Raw genomic sequence first — 21,182 nt, 5'->3', positions numbered from 1 at the left:
GGGTATTGGGAATTGGGTAAAATAGTTCTTCTTTTGGCGGTTCTGAGTAAATAAGTTAGATTTCACACTCAGCACTGGCTCAACGCCCAGCTACCGCTAACAGCACTCATTACTCCTGAAAGGCATTGGTCATTATCTAGTTTTTTTATAAAATGTCAGACTTAGAAAATTTTACACCTAAGTTAACAGCAGATGGCTCTTTCACCTTTGTCTCTCAAGAGTTTGGTGAATCCTTTCACAGCCACTATGGTGCGAAGCAGGAGAGTTTTTTCAAGTTTGTAGAACCTACTAAACTGACTACAGCCGCCCAAAAACCAGTTTTGCGACTATTAGATATTTGTTATGGTCTAGGATATAACACAGCTGCTGCTTTACAGACAATTTGGGCAGTGAATCCTAGCTGTTTTGTGGAAGTAATCGGTTTAGAACTGAATCCAGCAGTGCCACAAGCTGCGATCGCTCATCACTTGTTCGACAATTGGAACTATAACTATATTGAAATTTTGTCCCAGCTAGCAAATGATCATCAAGTGCAAACACCTCGTCTAAAAGCAAAGCTATTGATTGGGGATGCTAGAACTACGATAACCCTACTACGTCAGTCGGGTTTTTGGGCAGATGCAATTTTCCTCGATCCCTTTTCACCACCTCAATGTCCTCAATTATGGACTGTTGAATTTATTAAACAACTGTCATTGTGTTTACATCAAGATGGTTTATTAGCCACCTATTCTTGTGCTGCTGCTGTACGCACAGCACTTTTGTCTGCTGGTTTGGCAATTAGTTCTACCCCACCAGTGGGAAGGCGATCGCCTGGTACTGTGGCAGCCCATTCTAAAAGTGCTGAGTTTAAAGACTACTTAGCATTCCCTATATCACAACCTGAAAAAGAACACTTGCTAACCCGTGCTGCTATTCCCTATCGCGATCCTGAATTAAGCGATTCAACGGAAGTCATAGTGATGCGGCGGCAACAAGAGCAACAAGCCTCTTCACTCGAACCTACCTCCCATTGGCGAAAAAGGTGGCTATTGGGAACACAAGGCAGAGATTTTATCGGAACTTAGTTTGTAGTTTGGTTGAGATGTCTAAGACGGGCGTAGCTACGGCAATTGAAATAGAGACAAGGAATCAGCAGGGAGGAAGAGGAATGATTCAGATGAGAATTTGACACTTCTCTTTTTTGCCAAAAATCCTGATTTATTTTCCAGATACTCAGGCATCGCCGTTTTTACAAGCCAATAGGCTTAATTATATGGTAGCATTCTATACTACACCCTATTGGACACTAATAAAAAACTGCTATAACTGAGTAAGTAAAAAGCTATACATTTAATGATTACTATAAAGACTCAACATTCAAAACCGGTTATCTCGATAAAAAACAAGGAATTACAAGGATTTTTAGCGCCGCTAAATGAAAAAATATCCGTAAAAAACCTGATTTAAAATTTCTGTTAATTAATCATACTGGAATTAGAAGCAAAAAAATTGACAGCAAGATCCCCCTTGTTTGTAATATAAAAGATACATGCTGCGAAAAACTTAGATACGTAGCTTGACATAATGCATAATCCCTATTAAAACTCTGGCTCAGATATAGTTGAATATTAAATTTTTTTGAAATTTAACACTGTTAACTTGTGCAAAAAACTGGAGTGCCTTTGTGATTCAATGGAAATCCAACCATACACGCTTTACAGAAGAAATTGTTAGTGGGCCAAACCCCATTAGCACAGTGAAGAGTATCGGTTCAAATCATGCCGTAGAATCACAAAATAATGTGGAGGCTTATTCTTTAGGCTTATCTCAAGAAGACCTAATGCTTAAAGAAGATAACCAAGCAGTGTCTTCTTGGATAAAAGTTGATGTTAATTGTGGCGATGATTCATTGGTTTCTAGAACACTACAAACTAAAGGTTCTAAAGTGAATGGGCTTGATTTAGATCCGGCAAAGGTTTTAGTAGTTGACGATCATGCCGCCAGTCGTATGACTGCTGTTGCCCTCTTGGGTATGGAAGGATACGAAGTGATTGAGGCGGATAGCGGTTCCACTGTTGTAGGGTTGGTAACTCAAAAACAACCAGATTTGATTTTGCTGGATGTGATGATGCCAGGCATGGATGGATTTGAAGTGTGCCATTTACTCAAACAGGATGAGCAAACTAGGCTAATCCCAGTGATTTTTATTACGGCCCTAAATGACAGGCAATCGCGTATTCGAGGAATTGAAGTTGGGGCAGACGATTTTCTCACCAAACCCTTTGATCGTGTGGAACTGGCGGCGCGTGTAAAGTCTTTAGTGCGGCAAAAGCGTCTGAACGAAGATTTAGAACATGCCGAACAAGTACTATTTTCGATTGCCATGTCGATTGAAAGCCGCGATCCCAATACAGGGAATCATTGTGAACGTTTGGTAGAGTTGGGACAAGCTTTTGGTGAATACCTCAATTTTTCACGCTATCAAATTCGAGATTTGAGGTGGGGTGGTTATCTCCATGATATTGGTAAGGTAGGTATTCCCGATGCTGTGCTGCTGAAAAAAGGCAAACTTACCCCCGAAGATTGGCAGGTCATGCAGCAGCATGTTTTGATTGGAGAAAAAATTTGCCAACCATTACGCAGTATGCGGGGTGTAATTCCGATTATTCGTCATCACCACGAACGCTGGGATGGCTCAGGCTACCCTGATGGACTTAAAGAGAATGATATTCCTTATCTGGCGCAAGTATTTCAGTTAATTGATATTTACGATGCCCTAACCAGCGAAAGACCTTACAAAAAAGCTTTTACTTCAACAGAAGCACTTTTAGTAATGCAACAAGAAACTGATTCCGGTTGGCGTAATCCCAAATTAATGCAGCAATTTACCAAGTTTATTCTCTCGTATTATGAAAACGAGTAGGCAGTAGAACATTTTGTAGCTGCCGTGATGAGCAAAAATTGGTATAATCCTGACTCATTGTATATTTTAGTCTTCTATGATTGGCTGGTATGATTTGAGCCGATATTTTAAAGTACCAACAGCATTAATCATAATTTCACTAATAGCTGATAGCTAATTATGGTAGTTGTAGCAATTTTAGCGGCGGGACGCGGCACACGGATGAAATCACGCTTACCCAAGGTTTTACATTCTTTGGGTGGGCGATCGCTAGTGGAGAGAGTTCTCGAAAGTGTGGAACCACTTTCGCCCTCACGGCGAATCGTAATTGTAGGGTATCAATCTGAGGAAGTGCAAGCCGCCATGCATTCAATTCCCAGCTTGGAGTTTGTTGAACAGACTGTGCAACTAGGAACAGGTCACGCCATCCAGCAATTACTTCCTCACTTGGAAGACTACACTGGTGATTTGTTGATACTTAACGGCGATTTACCGTTGATACGTAGCGAAACCCTCAAGCAGATGTTACAAACTCATGCCCAAAATCAAAATGCTGCCACCATTCTGACCTCCCATCTACCCGACCCTACAGGCTACGGGCGAGTTTTTTATAACGATGAAAATATTGTGCAGCAAATGGTCGAACACAAGGATTGTACGGCTGCTCAAAGACAAAATCACCGGATTAACGCTGGAGTTTACTGTTTCCGTTGGCCAGATTTGGCAAAGGTGCTTCCCAACCTACAAGCAAACAATGCTCAAAAAGAATACTATCTCACTGATGCCGTGACTCAAGTGGGAAAAGTTATGGCAGTGGATGTAGAAGATTACCAAGAAATTCTCGGCATTAACGATCGCTTGCAACTAGCAACAGCCTACGAGATTTTGCAAAAACGAGTCAAGGAAAAATGGATGCTAGCGGGTGTTACCCTCATCGATCCTACAAGCATTACCATTGATGAAACTGTAGAATTACAGCCGGATGTAATTATTGAACCCCAAACTCATCTGCGGGGAAATACAGTGATTCAAATAGGAAGTCACATCGGGCCAGGAAGTTTAATTGAAAATAGCCAATTGGGTGAAAATGTCACGGTGCAGTATTCAGTGGTGATAGATAGCACCGTACAGGCGGGAAGCCGAATTGGCCCTTATACTCATTTGCGCGGTCAGGTAGAAGTGGGTGCAGGTTGCCGTGTGGGGAATTTTGTGGAATTGAAAAATGCTCAATTAGGCGATCGCACAAATGCAGCACATTTGTCCTATATAGGTGATACCGTTGTCGGCAATCAGGTGAATATTGGTGCTGGTACAATTACTGCCAATTATGACGGCGTGAAAAAACATCGTACTAAAATAGGCGATCGGACAAAAACTGGAGCCAATAGCGTTTTAGTAGCTCCACTCACCTTAGGAGATAATGTCTACGTAGCTGCTGGTTCCACTGTAACAGAAGATGTGCCTAATGATTCTTTGGTAATTGCCCGTAGTCGTCAGGTGGTGAAACCAGCTTGGCGCAAGAAAAGCCAATAAAGCGATAATTAAATCATCAGATTAGCTGATTTAACTAAAGTAGGACTTACGCAAGAGTTACGGAATAAGGAACCCCAGAGGCGCAGAGTACACGGAGAAATCAGATGAGAGATATTTTGCGTAAGTCCTATAAAGGTACTAATGGTTTGTATGGTTTAGCTTGTCCCATTTGAGTCATCAGAGCAAGACAAATACAATTTAGTATGGAAGAACTGCTAGAACTTAGGCAATTTCTAGAACAAGGCAAAATCCATGAGGCGTTGCTGTTGGTGGATGAGTTAGAAGAAATGAGCCTCAGTGACAAAATCAATAAAATTGATAGTTATGGAGTAATTCTGCTCATCCATTTAATTAAACAGAAGGCCGAAAAACGTTCTACTCGCTCTTGGGATGTTTCGATAGAAAATACAGCCCGTGAAATCAACAAAATAAACAAGCGCCGCAAATCTGGTGGTTATTACTTGAATCAAACAGAATTAATGGATATTCTGCAACAAGGATATCAAGTGGCACTGAAAAGAGCGGCGCTAGAAGCTTTTGAAGGGCGTTATGAAGCCCAAGAATTAGCCGCAATGGTTGACCAGGAAGAAATTTTAACTCAGGCGCTAGAATTTATTCAACAATAGCCAATCAATTCACTATCATTCCATTCCAAAGTGTCACCAATTTTTTCGCCGTCGTGGTAGGCGGCGAGTAAGATTTCACTGGTTTTTCCCCAAGCGATCGCTCCACTGGCATCTAAGGCGATCGCTCCCAAATCCCGTTGGTTTTGGTGCGCTTCTGCAAAGGATCGCTGCATGGCCTCTTTCAGGGACATTCCATCAGTGACACGTACTACAATTCGCGGAGCTAAACACTCATCGATGATATCTTCACCAATGCCAGTACAGCTAACACCTGCATCACTAGTAGCATAATTACCTGCTGGCATCGCAGAATCACTTACCCTGCCAATCCGCTCAAAGCCCTTACCACCAGTAGAAGTGCCAGCAGCCAGTCTACCAGATGCATCTAGAGCTACCACACCGATAGTGCCGCGTCCAGCATTGCTAGTTTCTACTAGTTCGGGTTCTGCTACCACACCAGCCATTGCGCTTTTAAAATTATCCTGGCGCTCTTGTATCCACTCTTGTAACCGTAAATCAGTTAAAGCGTTATAGCTGGGAATTTGCATTTCCCGCGCCAACTCAGCCGAGCCGAAATCTGATAGCACTCGGTCTGGCGAGTTTTGTAAAAATTGTGCCAACTTAATGGGATTTTTCACCCGCGAAATATTAATTACACCACTAAACCGTCCTAATGCGCCATCCATCAAAGAAGCACTCATGCGGATTTGCCCATCAGATTGTAGTACTGAACCAGTACCAGCATTAAAGCGGGGATTATCTTCGAGCATGTGGCAACCATGCACCACTGCCTCTGAGGCAGTTGCTCCGCATAATAGTAGAGAATAGACTTCTTCTATTACTGTATGGAGCGATCGGCGCACCGCTTCCAATCCGCCTTTACCGTGGAGAGAACTACCAGCCCCCCCATGAATAATTAATTTAGGTTGCACCTGTAACTCCATTAATCTCTTGCGCTATTTGCGTCTGTGTTGCGGTTACTTTCATTTTGGGCTTCAGAACGGCGACGACGACAACGTTCTGAGCAGTATTTCACATCGTCCCAACAATCTTGCCACTTTTTACGCCATGTGAAAGGACGTTGACATACCGGACAGATTTTTGTAGGTAGGTCAGATTTAGAACGAACACGTCCCATATAAATGCTGTGTATATGAGTATTTGATTTCTAAGAGAGATGGAAAATAATTATAACCAGTTTGCTACGAAGGGAGGATACTTTCGGTGAACAAATATCTTGTCAATCTATCTTTAGAGTTGTTTTTTATCCCTCTCCTACAGAACTCACACACAAGCAACGGAAAAGTCGGCTTCCTATTCGCGTAGCGTCTCCGTCAGGAGAAGAATAAGAGTACTATTTTTATCACTCCATTCATAGCCAAGAAATTGTTTTTGTTCCTTATTATCCGCAGGACTTTTAACAATTAGAACCTTTTGGGGATTATTAAAAGCTAAGATGAAATAATAGAGCTTATTTTTTTCACTGGCTTGCAAATATTCTAAAAAACGCTTATTCAGTTCAGCGTCTTGTTCTAAATATGAAAAATCCTTAAAAGATTTTCTCTTTTTTAAATTAATAATTTCAGTGCTTTGTTGCCTACACTAAAAATCATGACCGACTAAGGTCAACAACAAGCGGCTAACTACCCGATTATCTGGTAATTGATAGAAATTCAACTCTCCTCCTAGTTTTTGCATAAGGTTTTGGCAGATGAGCAAATGTAAACCTGGTGGTTGGTCGAGTTTGGAGGGAGCAAGCACATCTTTGCGTGTATTATCATGTAGTTCTGTAAGTAACTGTGGTTCGATCGCACCGTTATATGTAATCGAGAGTTCTAGAGATGTCTGATGATCAGTCCCTCCACTTTCAGAAGAATATTTTGCATTTGAGGGTTTTGACGGATCTAAACGACGACACCAAATATCAATTCTGCCGCCGCTTTGAGAACAGTTGCAGGCATTAACTAATAATTCATGGATAACTAACTCAATTTTGACAATATCACCAGCGATCGCCATTGCAGATTGAGCGCTGGAGGTAGGAATAGCTCTAGCGAGTGAAGAATTATTTGGTGATTGTTCTTCAATTTGTTGTCCCAAGCCATGTACACCAATCCACAGCTTTTGGTGTTTAAGTAAATTTTCAATGCGTTCAAGCGATCGCTTTAATAAACTGGCTATGGGCATAGTTTCCCAACTTATATGTAGCTGCCATTGCTCGAGTTTTAGCATTCCACTCATGGAGGCAGCTGTATGATCTAATTGTCGCAGCAATAGTTCGTAACGCATCTGAGTCAATTCATTAGCAGGAATACCCAAAGCATGTATTTGTTTAAGAGATAGCGCCGTTATTCTTTGAATTTCCTCTAAGCGGCGATGTTTATACCAGTTAAGTTGTCGTAATTCTTCTGTTGTGGATTCTAAAAGTTGGGTAATTTGCTTTTCACGACGCCACCAGGCTAATTGAGTAATCAGAGTTGCAGTTGCACTGAGATTTTGTTCTGACCAGCGACGCTCTTGATAGTCTGCTAATAACACTACACCCGTGATTTCATAATCAGCATTAGTACGTAATGCCATCACCAAAATTTGACCTTTATTTGGAGTATTCAACCATTTTCTAGTTTTGGGGGGTAAATCATCTACCTTCAAAGTCAGGTAACTCTCTGTAGCAAGTGCCCATTGAATTAAGGTTTCAGCTTCAATAGAAATAGATGCATCAGAAAAAAGGCCGAATAGGCTATTACCTACCACTCCAGGGATAATTTCTGCCCAACTTTCACCAGGCGACCAGGATAGCAGTACCGCTAAGGGACAACCCAGAATCGATGCTATTTGTTCGAGTGCTGTACGTTCTAAATATTTTTTTCCTACCTCGATTTTGCTATTTTGGGATTGTGTCAGGATGCGTAGGCATTGCTCAAATGCCTGGGAAGTTTTTTGCTGCTGGGTTGTGCGGTTATGTAATTGCCACTGGCGAACAATTACACCAATTTGTTGACTAACGGCCCATAGTAATTCTTTTTCAAGAGTTGTCCAAGAACGATAGCTGTCGTGAGTGATGACTAGAAGCGCTGCTGGTATATGATCGTGAGTGCATTTACAAATAAGTAGCGATCGCACTCCACTTTCTAACAACAAGGGACGCCAATTAAAAAAGCGTAAATCTTCTTCTAAATTTTCAATTTCCACCGCTTGGTTTGAACGTTGCAAAAGCTGTCCATCTAAGTCTTTGAGAGTATTAAGGGCAAATGCTAACGGTCGGCGATTATGGGGCTGACTTTGGTAAATAATTTGATAATTATTTTGTTCAGGATCATACTGCAATAGCAAAAATCGCGTAGCAGCTAATCGAGCTAAAACTCTTTTAGCACAGCTGTCTAAAGTTTCCTGAAGGTCATGTTCGCTATAGATACCTTGAGCAACTTGGCCAGTCAGTTGGGCATCCTCCTGAATCTGTTTGATAGTGCTTTCCATGCTTTCGGTAGTTGCAACCAAAGAAATTAAGCCAGCAGCACCTTGGACAAAACTTTTGTCTGTCTCCGTCCAGATTCGAGGTTCATTGCTTTCTACCGCCAGAAAACCAAGTAAGTTTTTTTGCCAGATAATCGGAGCTGCTAAGAGCGATCGCACCTTCAGCCGTTGCAGCAATTTTGCCGTAAAATGACTCTTTAAAGAACTCCGTGCATCACCAATCGAGACAATTTGATTTACTGTCAAAGCATAATAAAAGTCGCTCAACTCCTGTACTGTCATTCCCGCAGCTTGCTGAGTGCTAGGATTGCGATCAATTGTCACAAGCTGATTGCTCATCCGACACCAAAAATAGCGCCCTTCCCGTTCAAACCAGTAAACATTTGTTCGGTTGGGAGAGACGAATTTATGAGTTGCTTGCACTGCTGCTTCTAACCTTTGATTAAGGTTAGCAACGGTGCGTAAATTTTCTAGCAATTCTAATAATGGCTCGTCGGTTCGCTTGATTTGCTTTTTTTGCAAATGCATCTCATTTTGATAAAGCACTGCCCCCAATTCGCCTAAAACCATCATTAAACGTGCTTTTGCTTCCCCTGGCAGTAGATAGCCCCAGCGTTCTGAACCCAATAACAGCACACCTAAGCAACGGTCTTTATAACGAATTGGTAGAATAATTGTTCCTTGGATGTGGGATTTTTCGGCAATTTTTCGCCATTCGGGGGCGCGGATTTCAGTTTGCAAATCAGCTATGCCCAAAGGATGCTGTTCAATCACCACTTGCTCTAATAAATCTCCAGGACTAAGAACAAGCCTTTGGCGTAAAAAGCTCGTGTCATGATCGGGTGTGATGCCACCTTTACCAAATAATATGTGATTCAGGCGATCGTAAAGAGCAATCCAAATCAGTTTGTAGTCAAACTGTTCTTTAAGATAAGAAATAGTAGTTTCAATCAGAACGTCAACATCATCTTCTTCTCTGAGACTCTGGAGGACGCGCCCCAATGAGAGGATCTGCTGTTCGGCGGCTATAGGTTTTTGCGGCTGCCCCATCTGATTTATTGGTTTACATAACTTGTAATATATAAGATGCCCAGAAAAGTACCCTGATTAATAAGCGATCACGCATTTTCCCTTGACAACACTCTTAAATCAGTAAATAGTAAATATTTGTAACTTTAGAAAAACTTTATTTTAAGTAAAGATACTGTAAAAAAAGCTATAAACCTCCTATGAAGCTTAAATGTATTTAATGTCATAAAAAAACAAATTATACATGATGTTGATATTATGTTGATTTGATAAAAAGCTCAATTAACGATTGATACTAAGTATTTTTAGCAGTAATATATCTGTGCTGTCCGACGATGTACGTTAGGACAGGCTAAATTTGAGCTTTTTTGGAGAGCAAATGAGTTTTACTTTCATTTCAAATCCTAACTCTCTCAAACTTGGGCTAACAGGGATGTTAGGATCAGTTGCTTTATTGTTAATTGGGGCAACTTCGGCGCACGCTGTCAATATTACAGCAACCCTGACAGCAGATAATCATTATGGCCTTTACTACGGTCAAGAGGATGGTAGCGGGTTGACATTTGTTGGTAGAAACGAGAAGGGTGAAGCTGGCGATCCTGGCCAATATAACTGGTCTTTGCCTGAAACCTTCAATTTCAACACTAATAACGGAGACTACTTGTACGTTATAGCTTGGGATGATGGCTTCCCACAAAGCTGGATAGGTGAGTTTACATTGCCTGGTGGCGGTTCACTCTTATCAAATACCAGCGATTGGGTATACACAATTGGTAGTGGTGCAAATCCAGGTGTTTTTGGTGATGTTCCTTTATTAACAACTGTCGCTAGCGAAATAGGTAACGCAGCTTGGAGTATTCCACAAGTGTCGGCTCCCCAAGGAACTTCTCCTTGGTTTACCATTCCAGATATATCTTCGCAAGCAGAGTTTATATGGCATGACACGTTGAGCGACGACTCTAGCAGCGATCGCAATTATGCCATTTTCAGAACGAAAGTAGCGATTACCTCTGTTCCTGAACCCAGTACTTTTAGTGCCATAGCAGTTGCTGGTGTCATGGGATGGATGATCAAGCGCAAGCAAAAAGCCTCGCAAGCAGAATAAATTTGTCGTTGTTACACAACTAAAGAACTGTTTTATCCCTGTTTTGTCACTCTCGGTAAAGAGTGGAAGCCCTAAGAAAATAAAGGTTTGAGGCTTTATTTTCTAACATCAACTAAAAATTCTAGACAGGAACTCGAAACTAAACCTCCGTAAACCTTTAGGCTATTACATTCTCCCAAAGTGACAAAACAAGGATATCTCACCCTTACCCGTAAGTGAGGGTATTTTTTATGCAACTATGCCTAAGTGGGTAATTTTTTGAAAAGCTAATGGATATTTATAAATTTGCCATTCGTCCGCTTTTGTTCAATGTGGTAAAAGCCGATTCAGAGTCGTTACACCAACAGACTATTCGCAGTTTTGGCTGGCTATCGCAAACCCCAGCTAGTTGGATAAACCTACGCTTACAAAAATCTTTATGTCTGTACGATTCACGCTTAGAACAAAATTTATTTGGGCTAAACTTCCCAAATCCGGTAGGGTTAGCAGCTGGTTTTGATAAGGATGGAGTAGCTGCTAACATTTGGTCTAACCTGGGTTTTGGCTTTGCGGAATTAGGAACTGTAACTTTTCACGCACAGCCAGGAAATCCGCGTCCCCGTTTGTTTCGCTTGCCGTTGGATAAAGCTGCTCTGAATCGGATGGGCTTTAATAATCGCGGTGCAGCAGCAATGGCGACACGTTTAGCACAGGAAAAACAAAAGTTAACCCAGTCAATACCCATAGGGATAAATTTGGGTAAATCTAAGGTAACTCCTCTAGAAGCAGCTGCACAAGATTATCTCGATAGTTTTCGCTTACTAAAAGATTTGGGAAACTATTTTGTCGTTAATGTCTCTTCTCCCAATACACCGGGGTTGCGATCGCTTCAAGATGCTTCTATGCTCAGTGCCATCTTGAATTTATTGCAACAAGAAAATACTACACAAAAACCAATTTTTGTCAAGATAGCGCCAGATTTATCATGGGAAGCGATCGCTGACATCATAACTCTTGCTAAAACCTACCAACTGGCGGGAATTATCGCCACTAATACCACCATCAGCCGTGATGGACTCAAGACCCAGGTGATTGACCAAACAGGCAAATCACCTCAGGAAGAAGCTGGCGGAATTAGCGGTGAACCATTGCGCGATCGCTCCACTGAGGTAATTCGTTTTATTTGGCAGCAAACTCAAGGAGAAATGCCAATTATTGGCGTTGGTGGTATTTTTTCCCCAGAAGATGCTTGGGAAAAAATTACTGCTGGTGCTAGCTTGATTCAGGTTTATACAGGCTGGATTTACGAAGGGCCAATGATGGTACGCCGAATTCTAGCTGGTTTACTTTCCAAGCTAGAACAAAGCGGATTAAATTCCATCAACGAAGCTGTGGGTTTACAAACAAAAATTCCAAAATTCTAATTACGAATTACGAATTGCGAATTGTTTTACCCTTCTTCCACTGGGAAAAACTCTTTAGTTTTTTCCGAGAATGACCAGGCAATACCATCAGGGTCTCTGCTGCGGCTCCATTCAGGAAACTCTGGATCGTTTCGCCGTTTATAAACCGTGCTGGAATAGACATTGAGCCGTTTGGCAAGTTCAGATTGAATCAGAGAGCCAAACATTAACTGTTTTTCCAGCGATTGTTTAGCTGACTCATGGGTTGGCTGTGGTGGTGATTCGGTTTCTGGTTCCTCCTCCTGTGGGGTTAGTGGGGTTGGTGGTACTAGGAGCGATCGCGCAGTTTTAGTAACTGGTTGAGTAGGAAGTTCTTTAACAGGCTCACTACTATCAAGAATATTACCGAGAATGCTGGCAGTTATAAAGTAATAAGACTGCCCCGCATCTTCGGAGTTCACTATACTAGCGCCAAATTCCGAGGCTTTACTATCCAAGTAGCGTTTTGCCGTCGTTCCAGGAAAATTGCCCCTCATTGCCAAGTCCATTGGCGTAAGTCTGCCTTGATTTTCCCGAACTAACTGATGAAAAATTGGGTTAACTCGATGAGTCCACTGTTGCCATTGATATTCCTGCCAAAGCTTGAAGCCAATTACCAGCACAATTAGCGCCAGTAAAAATCTCCAAGTGGTAACTAGGAAAATAATCAAGAACGAGATGGGCAAAAGTAGAACGAGAAAAGCCTTGCCGTTATCTTCTATGGGTTTCTCACTCATGCCGATTTTTGCCAAGTGAATTTTGGGAAATAATACTATCTATATTGGCAAAAATTGAGACACTTTTTTGTATCTTTTGGCAAAGTTGCAGCAAATTTGTCGGCAAAACTTTTCCATCGTGACTGTTATAACCTTTTGGATCTGCAACTTCTCTAAGATTGGTCTGCGATGCCTACGGCGGTAAACTACGCACAAAAGTTTTTACTAGCAAAAACAAGAGAGTTTTTCACTCAACCAAGAACTCTGTAAAATAACTTGCCAACCCCTTGACAATCTGTAATACGTATATTACATTAATAATACAAGTCAACTTTACTTGATATGTGGTGGGTAGCTCAGTGGTTAGAGCGCCTAAACATCCTTATTCAACCCTTGCCTGAAAAGGCCGACGAATTGAGGGTTATCGCCTGCCAAGCGGGAGGTCGCGGGTTCAACTCCCGCTCCACTACACCAATTAATTTTAGATTCTAAATTCAATCCAAAATCCAAAATCTAAAATCCAAAATTTTCATGTGGCGGGTAGCTCAGAGGTAGAGCGCTAAACATCCTTATTCACCCCTTGCCTGAAAAGGCCGACGAATTAGGGTTATCGAATTGGGTTCGAGAGGTCGCGGGTTCGATTCCCGCTTCGCCACCTTTCATTTTTGCCCGCAAGGGCCGGGAGATGAAACGATGAATTACAATTTTTTCACTAAAAAGAAAACTACAACACCACAAAATCAACCTATCCCCGGACGGGAAGCAGAGATGAGTCAGGGACGTTCCGGCGGCTGGATGTTTGATGCTGGCATTTGGAAGATGTTGCGGCGTTGTCTTTTGGTTGGCACAGCAAAAAGCACTTACTACGCTGGTAAACAAGAATTAACTGAGGATTTTGTGAAAGTTGTAAGACTTGCTGTTGCCGAAAATCCCAGCCGTGTAGCAGAAGAAATTTTGTATGCTAGCGATGGACGCGCCATCAATAACAGTGCGCCTATATTAGCTTTGGTGCTGCTGTCGATGGGTGAAGCACCAGAAGCAAAACAGACATTTGGTGAAATCTTTCCGCAAATTGTCCGCACTGGTAGCCACTTCTACGAATGGTTGAACTACACCAAATCTCTGCGGGGATTTGGCAAAGTAGTGCGGAAAGCTGGTAAAACTTGGCTCTCAAGGGAAGATGTCAAGGGTTTAGCTTATCAACTGTTGAAATATCAACAGCGTCAAGGCTTTTCCCACCGAGATGCGTTGCGGTTGTTCCATGTCAAACCGCCTACAGAAAATCACCGTCAACTATTTGAGTGGGTAGTTAGAGGGTGGGAAGAATTGCCAGCAGACATCCCCTCAGAGGCATTGGCGCAGATTTGGTGGTATGAGTGGCTCAAGCGGAATCCCACCCAAACTCATGAAGCTATTTCCCAAGGACGCTTAACCCACGAAATGGCTGCACCAGTGGGCAAAATGGATCGGCAAGCTTGGCAGCTGCTATTTCAGGAAATGCCGATAGGTGCAATGTTACGTAACTTGGGTTCTTTAACTGAACTGGGTGTGTTACGAACGGATGAAAACGCTAATTTGCTGCAAGTGGAAGCAGTTCTTAATCGCAGAGAACATCTGCGTAAAGGTCGCATCCATCCGATTGATGTTTTGAAAGCACTCAAAACTTATAAATCTGGTGGAACATTAGGACGCAGTAAGAAAACTTGGAATCCAGTTCCTCGGATTGTAGACATTTTAGAAAAGGCGGTTGAACTGTCTTTTGATGTTGTGCAACCCACAGGTAAAGTATTCATGCACGCCGTAGATGTTTCTGGTTCTATGGGTAGCTTGGTTGCAGATATGGGACTAACTTGTTGTGAAATTGCTACCACAATGGCACTGGTGACAGCTAAAGCAGAGAAAAACTACATGATTCGCGGCTTTGCTACCGAATTCAAGGAATTAGGTATCACTGCTAAAGATAGTTTTAGTTCTGCGGTTCGCAAAGCTAGCAACCAAAACTTCGGTGGAACGGATGCATCTGTAGCTTATGACTGGATGATTAAAAATAACTTTAAAGCAGATTTAGTCTGCTTTTGGACTGACTCGGAAAGCTGGGCTGGATATAAACATCCAAGTCAAGCACTGAAGAAGTACCGCAAAAAGGTCAATCCTAACGTCAAGGCGGTGTATGTCACCTTGACACCTTACCAAATTACTTTAGTAGATCCTGAAGATTCGCTGTCTTGGGATTTGGCAGGATTCGACCCGGGTACGCCTCGGATCATCCAGATGCTAGCTACGGATGAGTTGTAGATATTGCTGAAGGGTAAAGGATGACAAACTTTATCCTTCATACTTCATGGCGGGTTATCCTTGTTCGCAACTTGCCTTTCGGGGCCGAAGAATTTAAGGTTATCGGTTACGTCTCCACCATTGTGGGGATTAGCGGGTTCAATCCCCGCACCCGCCTTTGTTTGATTTTTACCTTACGTAAAGAAGAAAGCGATTTAATTTTTGAATGGTCGTTATTCTATTTCAACGATGGGTAAGAGTAGGGTGTCTTCAATGTGCGATCGCACACCCACCCGAACTAGGCGAGCGCAATTTATTAGAAGCACAACACAAAATAAAATAGCGATCGCTCATCAATTATTCGACTACTATTAGTTCACTTTTTGGCCTTAAATCAAAGGAAGTACTGAGCTGGCTTCCCTACAGCTATTTAGCCTATTATAACTAGTAACGGAAACAAGTTTGTTTTGCTCCTTTACAGCTAACCTATGCTTACTTATTGGAAACAAAAGTCATTGAATTCTTTATGTTTTTACAAAGCTTTACATAGCTTGAGCAAACAGCCTATCAAAGCTGAAAACTGGGGATCTACCGCAAAAAATCAAAGAGCGAACAGAGGTAATCAGGTTAAACGCACATGGCTATTACACCCTCCGAAATAAATGCTTTCTGCCGACTTACTTACCTTGAGTTGAAAAAATAAAAAAGGTTGGATTTTATATTATTTTAACAACTAAAAACATAAGTCATTGACTTATGTTATAAAAAGGCGTTGCAACCTCTTGAAAAAACAGATTCAATACCAGAATATTGAAGTGGAATTAGAAAACATACAGCTAATTCCATTTAAAATAAACTTAAGAGGAAAACAAAATGGCTACTATCAAAAGTGCTGATCTGCGTCCTATTGATTCAAAATCATTTTCTGATTTTGAAAACTATATAAGCGAAATCTCTGATGAAGCCCAAGCTTTGATCGTAGGAGGAGGACAGAACGTTAAAGTAAAACGTGGTGACTCATTATCGAAAATAGCTAGCAATTATTGTGGAGATAGTAGAAAGTGGCCCCAAATTTACAAAGCCAATAGAGACAAGATTGGATCAAATCCTAACCTGATAAAACCTGGTCAGGTACTATATGTCCCTTGCGCGCCGAGTAACAGCGTTTTCAAGTAAATGAGGTACACAGGTAGGGGCACAACATTGTTGTGCCTTTACAATAATCTGTACCTCACTAAGTTGCAATCTGCTGTATCCCTCTTCTGTCACTCTCCGAAAACTTTTGCCATTTCTGAATTCTAGAGCTTTTGTATATGAAGTGATCGCGCGATTATTTTCTAATAACAAATACAAGACCAATTTTTTTCTAATAGTATAGCTTGTATTGATTGCCTCATGAGGCTTCTAGCGATCGCCCTCCCGGAAAGTGACAGAAGAGGGGTATTTTATCTAAGTAGTTCACCTTCCTGGTTGTGTTGCAAAAATTTTCTTAAATGCCAGCTATGTTGTACGCATAGTTCAAGCATCCATGTTGCTTCTCAAATTTCTTACAACACAACCGGAATGGTGTTCTAGTAGTACATTTCCAATTTAATTATATGAATATTAAACTTGCTAAATCAGGTTTCTTGGTACTCTGCGTGGTCTGCGCGATCGCCATAACTTTACTATTCGGAAATATGCCTGGGAACACTCATGAATCTCGCCCACAACCGAGTAGCGCATCAACTCCTACTTCAACGATGAATTCCATACGAGAATGGAAGGGCTTAATTGAACCCTTTTCAGTAATAACACCTGAATCACCCTTACCAGGGATATACCCTGGCACAATACTACCAGGAATACGTTTCCCAGATTTGGGACAAGAACATGTGGAAGTAGGTACTTCAATCACTTATAACTCCAATCCACCAACCTCCGGGCCACACTACCCCTACCCAGCAGCGTGGGGTATATACAAAGATCCGCCTGCCGATGGATTTTTAGTACATAATTTGGAACATGGTGGAGTAATTATTAGCTACAACCCTAAGCAAATTAAAGATCAAGAGTTGACCGAGCTACGGCAACAGGCGCGATCTTTGAGCTACTTTAACGGACGTATTGTCTTAACACCACGGCAGAACCTCGACACAGCAATTGCACTTACCGCTTGGAATTACTTGCAGGAGCTTGACCGTTACAACTCTACAGCCGTAAAAGTTTTTTATGATACGCATATTGTTCGCGGCCCTGAGTGCCAAGAAGGGCTATGTCCAGGCTAAGGCAATAAAGGGAATTTATCTATTGAGGTATCCTGTGGAAACTAGAACTTCGATTCACTTATCCCAAAAATCCTTTTTCTAAGCTTGGGAAGACCGAAATTTTGTGACTCAAACCTCAATGAACTCGGTATTGGAGCCGTTAGCCTGTATTATAGGCGATGTGGCTCTTTTTGCTTTGAGCAATTAGTCCACAGGAAGCCTGCCAATTGTCAACTCAAGCTATTAATAGTTTTAAGCACTTGGGAATAAGGCGGGATATAGAGAAAATGCAAGTTTTTTTAATTCCCCATCATCTGCAAACAACGGATCTCCAATTTTTCTACGGATGGCTGTTGCTTCAAGTGCAATGTCTACGACGGGCTACGCCTACGCAAACATCTATCCCTTGTAGAATAGACAAAATGCTTCTTTGACAACATAATGTAATATAAATTAGTAAGAATTGAGCGATGCCTACGGCGGGCTACGCCTACGCTGTTCCTTTTGGATGTAATTGCTATTAATGTGGCAATCTGCTAGATATCAGCCTGGTTTCATCCCAAATTGTCCACCCAAAGACAGTAGATTAAGTTTTGTGTGAATCATTATAAGGTATGAAATAGCTCTGCTTTCCAAAAAGTCAAAAAGGAACAGATTTTTATGACATTTGATTACGATTTGTTTGTCATTGGTGCTGGGCCTGGGGGATTGGCAGCAGCTAAAAAAGCAGCTAGTTACGGTGTACGTGTCGCTGTTGCTGAACAAGAATCCGTCGGTGGGACTTGTGTAAATCGCGGCTGTGTTCCGAAAAAACTGATTGTCTACGCAGCTGACTTCGCCCTGCAAAATCAGATAGCACACAGTTATGGGTGGAGTGACTGTCAAACATACTTTGACTGGACATTATTTATTAAGTCAGTACATCAGCATATTGACAGGGTTAATCAGTCTTATTTTCAGCAATTGCAAAAAGCTGGAATTGAATTAATTTCTCAACATGTCACTTTCATCGATACCCACACGATCGATATTGATGGACGCAAAGTTACAGCCGACAAAATTTTAATTGCTGTGGGAGGGCAACCCCTCAAACCCAAAATCCCAGGTATCGAATACGCTATCACATCCCGTGAGATGTTTCAGCTACCCTATCTGCCGAAACGTCTAGCAATTATTGGCGGCGGCTACATTGGCGTAGAATTTTCTAGCATGATGCACGCTTTCGGCTGCGAAGTGACGATGATTGAAAGAGACGGGACGATTTTATCGGGGTTTGATGATGACATTTGCTCTGCTGTACAACAGGGTTTGACTAAACGCGGAATTAAGATATTCACCAATAAGACGGTTGCTAAAATCAAATACTCAGATGAGTGTTTGTTGTTAACTATTACTGGTGAAAAGCAAGAAATAATTACAGCAGATACCATCTTAGTTGCCACAGGTTACGCTCCAAATACCAAGAATCTTGGTTTAGAAAATGCCCATGTTGAACTTGGCAAAGATGGTGCAATCAAAGTAGATGAATACAGCCGCACCAACCAAGAAAACATTTTTGCTGTGGGTGACTGCACCAGCCGCGTCCAATTGACTCCAGTGGCTAAGGCAGAAGGTATTGCCTTTGCAGATACAGTTTTTGGCAACAAGGCGCAAAAACTAAATTATGATTATGTACCCACTGCTGTTTTTTGCCGTCCAGAAGCGGCTAGTGTGGGAATGACAGAGGCGAAAGCACGGGAAAAATTTGGTGAATCTGTACAATGCTACCGCACCCAGTTCCAACCACTGTTGTATCAGCTAATCGAACAGGATGAGCCAACCACTATCAAGTTAGTGTTAAATGGTGATTCTGGGCAAGTTTTGGGCGCTCACATGGTGGGTGAACATGCAGCAGATATCATTCAAAGTCTGGGTGTAGGAATTCGCAAGGGCATTACCAAGGAAGATTTGGATGAAACGATAGGCATTCATCCCACGACAGGAGAAGAATTTTTGTCGTTAAATTAAAATTAGATGCAGAACTGAGTGAAATCATGTCAGCTTAATTGCTTATTAAACTCGAAGAACCCCACCCCGTCCTTAAGAGCAGGCGAGGTGGGGTTCTTTACTCCTCGCCAAAGTCGAGGAGGAGTTTTTTAGCTGATCCTAAAAACAAGGTGCAGTGCTTGGATTCTGATCTCAGACTTTCTGTGCAGATACTTCTTCTGGCTTTTCTTGAGTGTGCAATGCAGAATACAGGCGATTGAGCGCATTTACATAAGCTTGCGCGGATGCCACGATGATATCTGTGTTCGCTGCATGACCAGAAAACACTTTAGATTCATAACGTAAACGAATCGTTACTTCTCCAATGGCATCAATCCCGGCTGTTACTGACTGCACAGAAAACTCAATCAACTCGTTGGGTACATTCACCACACGGTTGATGGCTTTGTAAACTGCATCCACTGGCCCAGTACCGATCGCAGCATCGGTTAATTCTTCACCTTCTGGGGTGCGGAGGGTGACTGTAGCAGTGGGGCGGGCGTTGCTACCACAGGAAACTTGCACTAACTCTACTCGGAACAAATCGGGTGCTTGTTGGATTTCATCGTTAACGATCGCTTCCAAATCCCAATCAGAAATATCTTTCTTTTTATCTGCTACTTCTTTGAATCTGACGAATGCTTTATTTAACTCAGTATCTGACAGTTCAAAGCCCAATTCTTTCAATCGGGTGCGGAAAGCATTTCTACCTGAATGTTTACCCAAAACTATTTGATTGTCTGTTAAGCCAATCAATTGGGCATCCATAATTTCGTAGGTGAGCTTATTTTTTAGCACTCCATCTTGGTGAATCCCAGACTCATGAGCAAAGGCATTCGCCCCCACGATCGCTTTATTTGGTTGTACCAACATTCCCGTCAAATTGGAAACTAAGCGTGAGGTTTTGTAAATTTGCCGAGTGTCGATATTTGTCAGAGATTCTTGAGATTCTTCTGGTCTTCCCAAAAAGGGATTAAAATATTGTCGCCGTACATGCAACGCCATCACTAATTCTTCTAGCGATGCATTTCCGGCACGTTCGCCAATACCATTGATGGTACATTCTAGTTGGCGTGCGCCATTTTTCACGGCTTCTAAGAAGTTAGCAACTGCTAAACCTAAATCATTATGACCGTGAACGGAAATAATTGCTTGGTCGATGTTGGGGACATTTTCAATAATCCCTTTAATGATTGCGCCAAACTCACTAGGGGTTGTGTAACCAACAGTATCGGGAATGTTAACTGTTGTTGCACCAGCTGCGATCGTTCGCTCTAACACTTGGTAAAGAAATTCTGGATCGGAACGAGCCGCATCCATCGGCGAAAATTCTACATCTGTTACAAAAGACTTGGCATAAGCTACCATTTCTTCGGCGATCGCTAGCACTTCTGCCCGTGACTTCCGCAACTGATATTCCAAATGTATATCAGAAGTGGAAATAAACGTGTGAATTCTGGCGTTAACTGCTGGTTTTAATGCTTCTGCGGCTGCTTCAATATCTGCTTTAATCGCTCTTGCCAAACTACAAATTACCGGGCCATTTTCTGTCCCAACAATTTTGGCAATCTTGCTAACTGCTTCAAAATCTCCAGGGCTAGCAAAGGCGAAGCCTGCCTCAATTATATCCACACCTAGACGTGCCAGTTGCTTGGCAATAACTAGCTTCTCGTCTATATTCAGAGTTGCTCCTGGACACTGCTCTCCATCTCGCAGTGTAGTATCAAAAATGATGATTCGGTCTGTTTTGTTTGTCATTTACGTTTTGTTGTTTAATTTTTACTTGTGTATCAAAATATCTTCAACCTTAGTTTTTCTTTTACTCTTATTTTTGTAAATAATTGCTAAG

At 42.0% G+C, this 21,182-nt stretch carries 16 protein-coding genes and 2 tRNA genes; 13 read left to right on the top strand and 5 right to left on the bottom strand.

Features of this window, described 5'->3' with window-relative positions; translation table 11 throughout:
• Window positions 1-152 precede the first annotated feature (152 nt).
• The 4 genes from RMZ43_RS21560 (at window position 153) to RMZ43_RS21545 (ending at window position 5,043) form a co-directional block, all read left to right on the top strand.
• Window positions 153-1,067: a tRNA (5-methylaminomethyl-2-thiouridine)(34)-methyltransferase MnmD gene (locus RMZ43_RS21560; protein WP_322655684.1), complete on the top strand. Its 915-nt coding sequence runs from the start codon at window positions 153-155 to the stop codon at window positions 1,065-1,067.
• A gap of 599 nt (window positions 1,068-1,666) precedes the next feature.
• Window positions 1,667-2,905, top strand: a complete 1,239-nt coding sequence (locus RMZ43_RS21555) for a two-component system response regulator (protein WP_322655683.1) — start codon at window positions 1,667-1,669, stop codon at window positions 2,903-2,905.
• 159 nt (window positions 2,906-3,064) lie between these two features.
• A complete protein-coding gene (glmU, locus tag RMZ43_RS21550; RefSeq protein ID WP_322655682.1) occupies window positions 3,065-4,417 on the top strand; it encodes a bifunctional UDP-N-acetylglucosamine diphosphorylase/glucosamine-1-phosphate N-acetyltransferase GlmU in 1,353 nt (450 codons plus the stop codon).
• A 203-nt stretch (window positions 4,418-4,620) separates the two neighbouring features.
• Window positions 4,621-5,043, top strand: coding sequence for a DUF29 family protein (locus tag RMZ43_RS21545; RefSeq protein ID WP_322647102.1), 423 nt, complete (start codon window positions 4,621-4,623; stop codon window positions 5,041-5,043).
• Here the strand turns inward: RMZ43_RS21545 and RMZ43_RS21540 are convergent.
• From RMZ43_RS21540 to RMZ43_RS21530, 3 genes are all read right to left on the bottom strand, one after another.
• Window positions 5,034-5,987 carry an isoaspartyl peptidase/L-asparaginase gene (locus RMZ43_RS21540; protein ID WP_322655681.1) on the bottom strand — a complete coding sequence of 318 codons (954 nt, stop codon included), beginning with the start codon at window positions 5,985-5,987 and terminating at the stop codon, window positions 5,034-5,036. The two genes, RMZ43_RS21545 and RMZ43_RS21540, sit on opposite strands and share 10 nt — an antisense overlap.
• Window positions 5,987-6,181 carry a DUF2256 domain-containing protein gene (locus RMZ43_RS21535; protein ID WP_322647104.1) on the bottom strand — a complete coding sequence of 65 codons (195 nt, stop codon included), beginning with the start codon at window positions 6,179-6,181 and terminating at the stop codon, window positions 5,987-5,989. Before RMZ43_RS21535 ends, RMZ43_RS21540 begins: the two co-directional genes overlap by 1 nt.
• Window positions 6,182-6,645: 464 nt before the next feature.
• Entirely contained in the window at window positions 6,646-9,567 is a 2,922-nt protein-coding gene (locus RMZ43_RS21530; RefSeq protein WP_322647105.1) for a GAF domain-containing protein, read from the bottom strand.
• A gap of 358 nt (window positions 9,568-9,925) precedes the next feature.
• On the opposite strand from RMZ43_RS21530, the gene RMZ43_RS21525 reads away from it, so the two are divergent.
• A complete protein-coding gene (locus RMZ43_RS21525; RefSeq protein WP_322647106.1) occupies window positions 9,926-10,651 on the top strand; it encodes a PEP-CTERM sorting domain-containing protein in 726 nt (241 codons plus the stop codon).
• A gap of 269 nt (window positions 10,652-10,920) precedes the next feature.
• Window positions 10,921-12,054 (top strand): quinone-dependent dihydroorotate dehydrogenase, encoded by a 1,134-nt coding sequence (locus RMZ43_RS21520; protein WP_322647107.1) that lies wholly within the window; start codon window positions 10,921-10,923, stop codon window positions 12,052-12,054.
• Window positions 12,055-12,080: 26 nt separating this feature from the next.
• Here RMZ43_RS21520 and RMZ43_RS21515 read toward each other — a convergent pair whose 3' ends face one another.
• Window positions 12,081-12,809 carry a hypothetical protein gene (locus RMZ43_RS21515; protein WP_322647108.1) on the bottom strand — a complete coding sequence of 243 codons (729 nt, stop codon included), beginning with the start codon at window positions 12,807-12,809 and terminating at the stop codon, window positions 12,081-12,083.
• 323 nt (window positions 12,810-13,132) lie between these two features.
• On the opposite strand from RMZ43_RS21515, the gene RMZ43_RS21510 reads away from it, so the two are divergent.
• The 7 genes from RMZ43_RS21510 (at window position 13,133) to gorA (ending at window position 19,315) form a co-directional block, all read left to right on the top strand.
• Window positions 13,133-13,262 (top strand) — tRNA-OTHER (locus RMZ43_RS21510).
• Between the two features lie 60 nt (window positions 13,263-13,322).
• Window positions 13,323-13,444, top strand: a tRNA-OTHER gene (locus RMZ43_RS21505).
• A 37-nt stretch (window positions 13,445-13,481) separates the two neighbouring features.
• Entirely contained in the window at window positions 13,482-15,083 is a 1,602-nt protein-coding gene (locus tag RMZ43_RS21500; RefSeq protein WP_322647109.1) for a TROVE domain-containing protein, read from the top strand.
• 20 nt (window positions 15,084-15,103) lie between these two features.
• A complete protein-coding gene (locus tag RMZ43_RS21495; protein ID WP_322647110.1) occupies window positions 15,104-15,319 on the top strand; it encodes a hypothetical protein in 216 nt (71 codons plus the stop codon).
• 616 nt (window positions 15,320-15,935) lie between these two features.
• The gene (locus RMZ43_RS21490) at window positions 15,936-16,238 is read left to right on the top strand and encodes a LysM peptidoglycan-binding domain-containing protein (protein ID WP_322647112.1); all 303 of its coding nucleotides are present in this window, start codon (window positions 15,936-15,938) and stop codon (window positions 16,236-16,238) included.
• A 422-nt stretch (window positions 16,239-16,660) separates the two neighbouring features.
• Window positions 16,661-17,329, top strand: coding sequence for a DUF3105 domain-containing protein (locus RMZ43_RS21485; RefSeq protein ID WP_322647113.1), 669 nt, complete (start codon window positions 16,661-16,663; stop codon window positions 17,327-17,329).
• A gap of 639 nt (window positions 17,330-17,968) precedes the next feature.
• Window positions 17,969-19,315, top strand: coding sequence for a glutathione-disulfide reductase (gene gorA / locus RMZ43_RS21480; RefSeq protein WP_322647114.1), 1,347 nt, complete (start codon window positions 17,969-17,971; stop codon window positions 19,313-19,315).
• A gap of 171 nt (window positions 19,316-19,486) precedes the next feature.
• Here the strand turns inward: gorA and RMZ43_RS21475 are convergent, their stop codons facing one another.
• Window positions 19,487-21,091, bottom strand: a complete 1,605-nt coding sequence (locus tag RMZ43_RS21475) for a 2-isopropylmalate synthase (protein WP_322647115.1) — start codon at window positions 21,089-21,091, stop codon at window positions 19,487-19,489.
• Window positions 21,092-21,182: the final 91 nt, after the last annotated feature.

The sequence above is a fragment of the Nostoc sp. CmiVER01 genome, assembly GCF_034531135.2.
Classification (GTDB): Bacteria; Cyanobacteriota; Cyanobacteriia; order Cyanobacteriales; family Nostocaceae; genus Nostoc.
The sequence above is the reverse complement of the archived record's forward strand: the minus strand, read 5'-3'. Positions and strand labels throughout refer to the sequence as shown.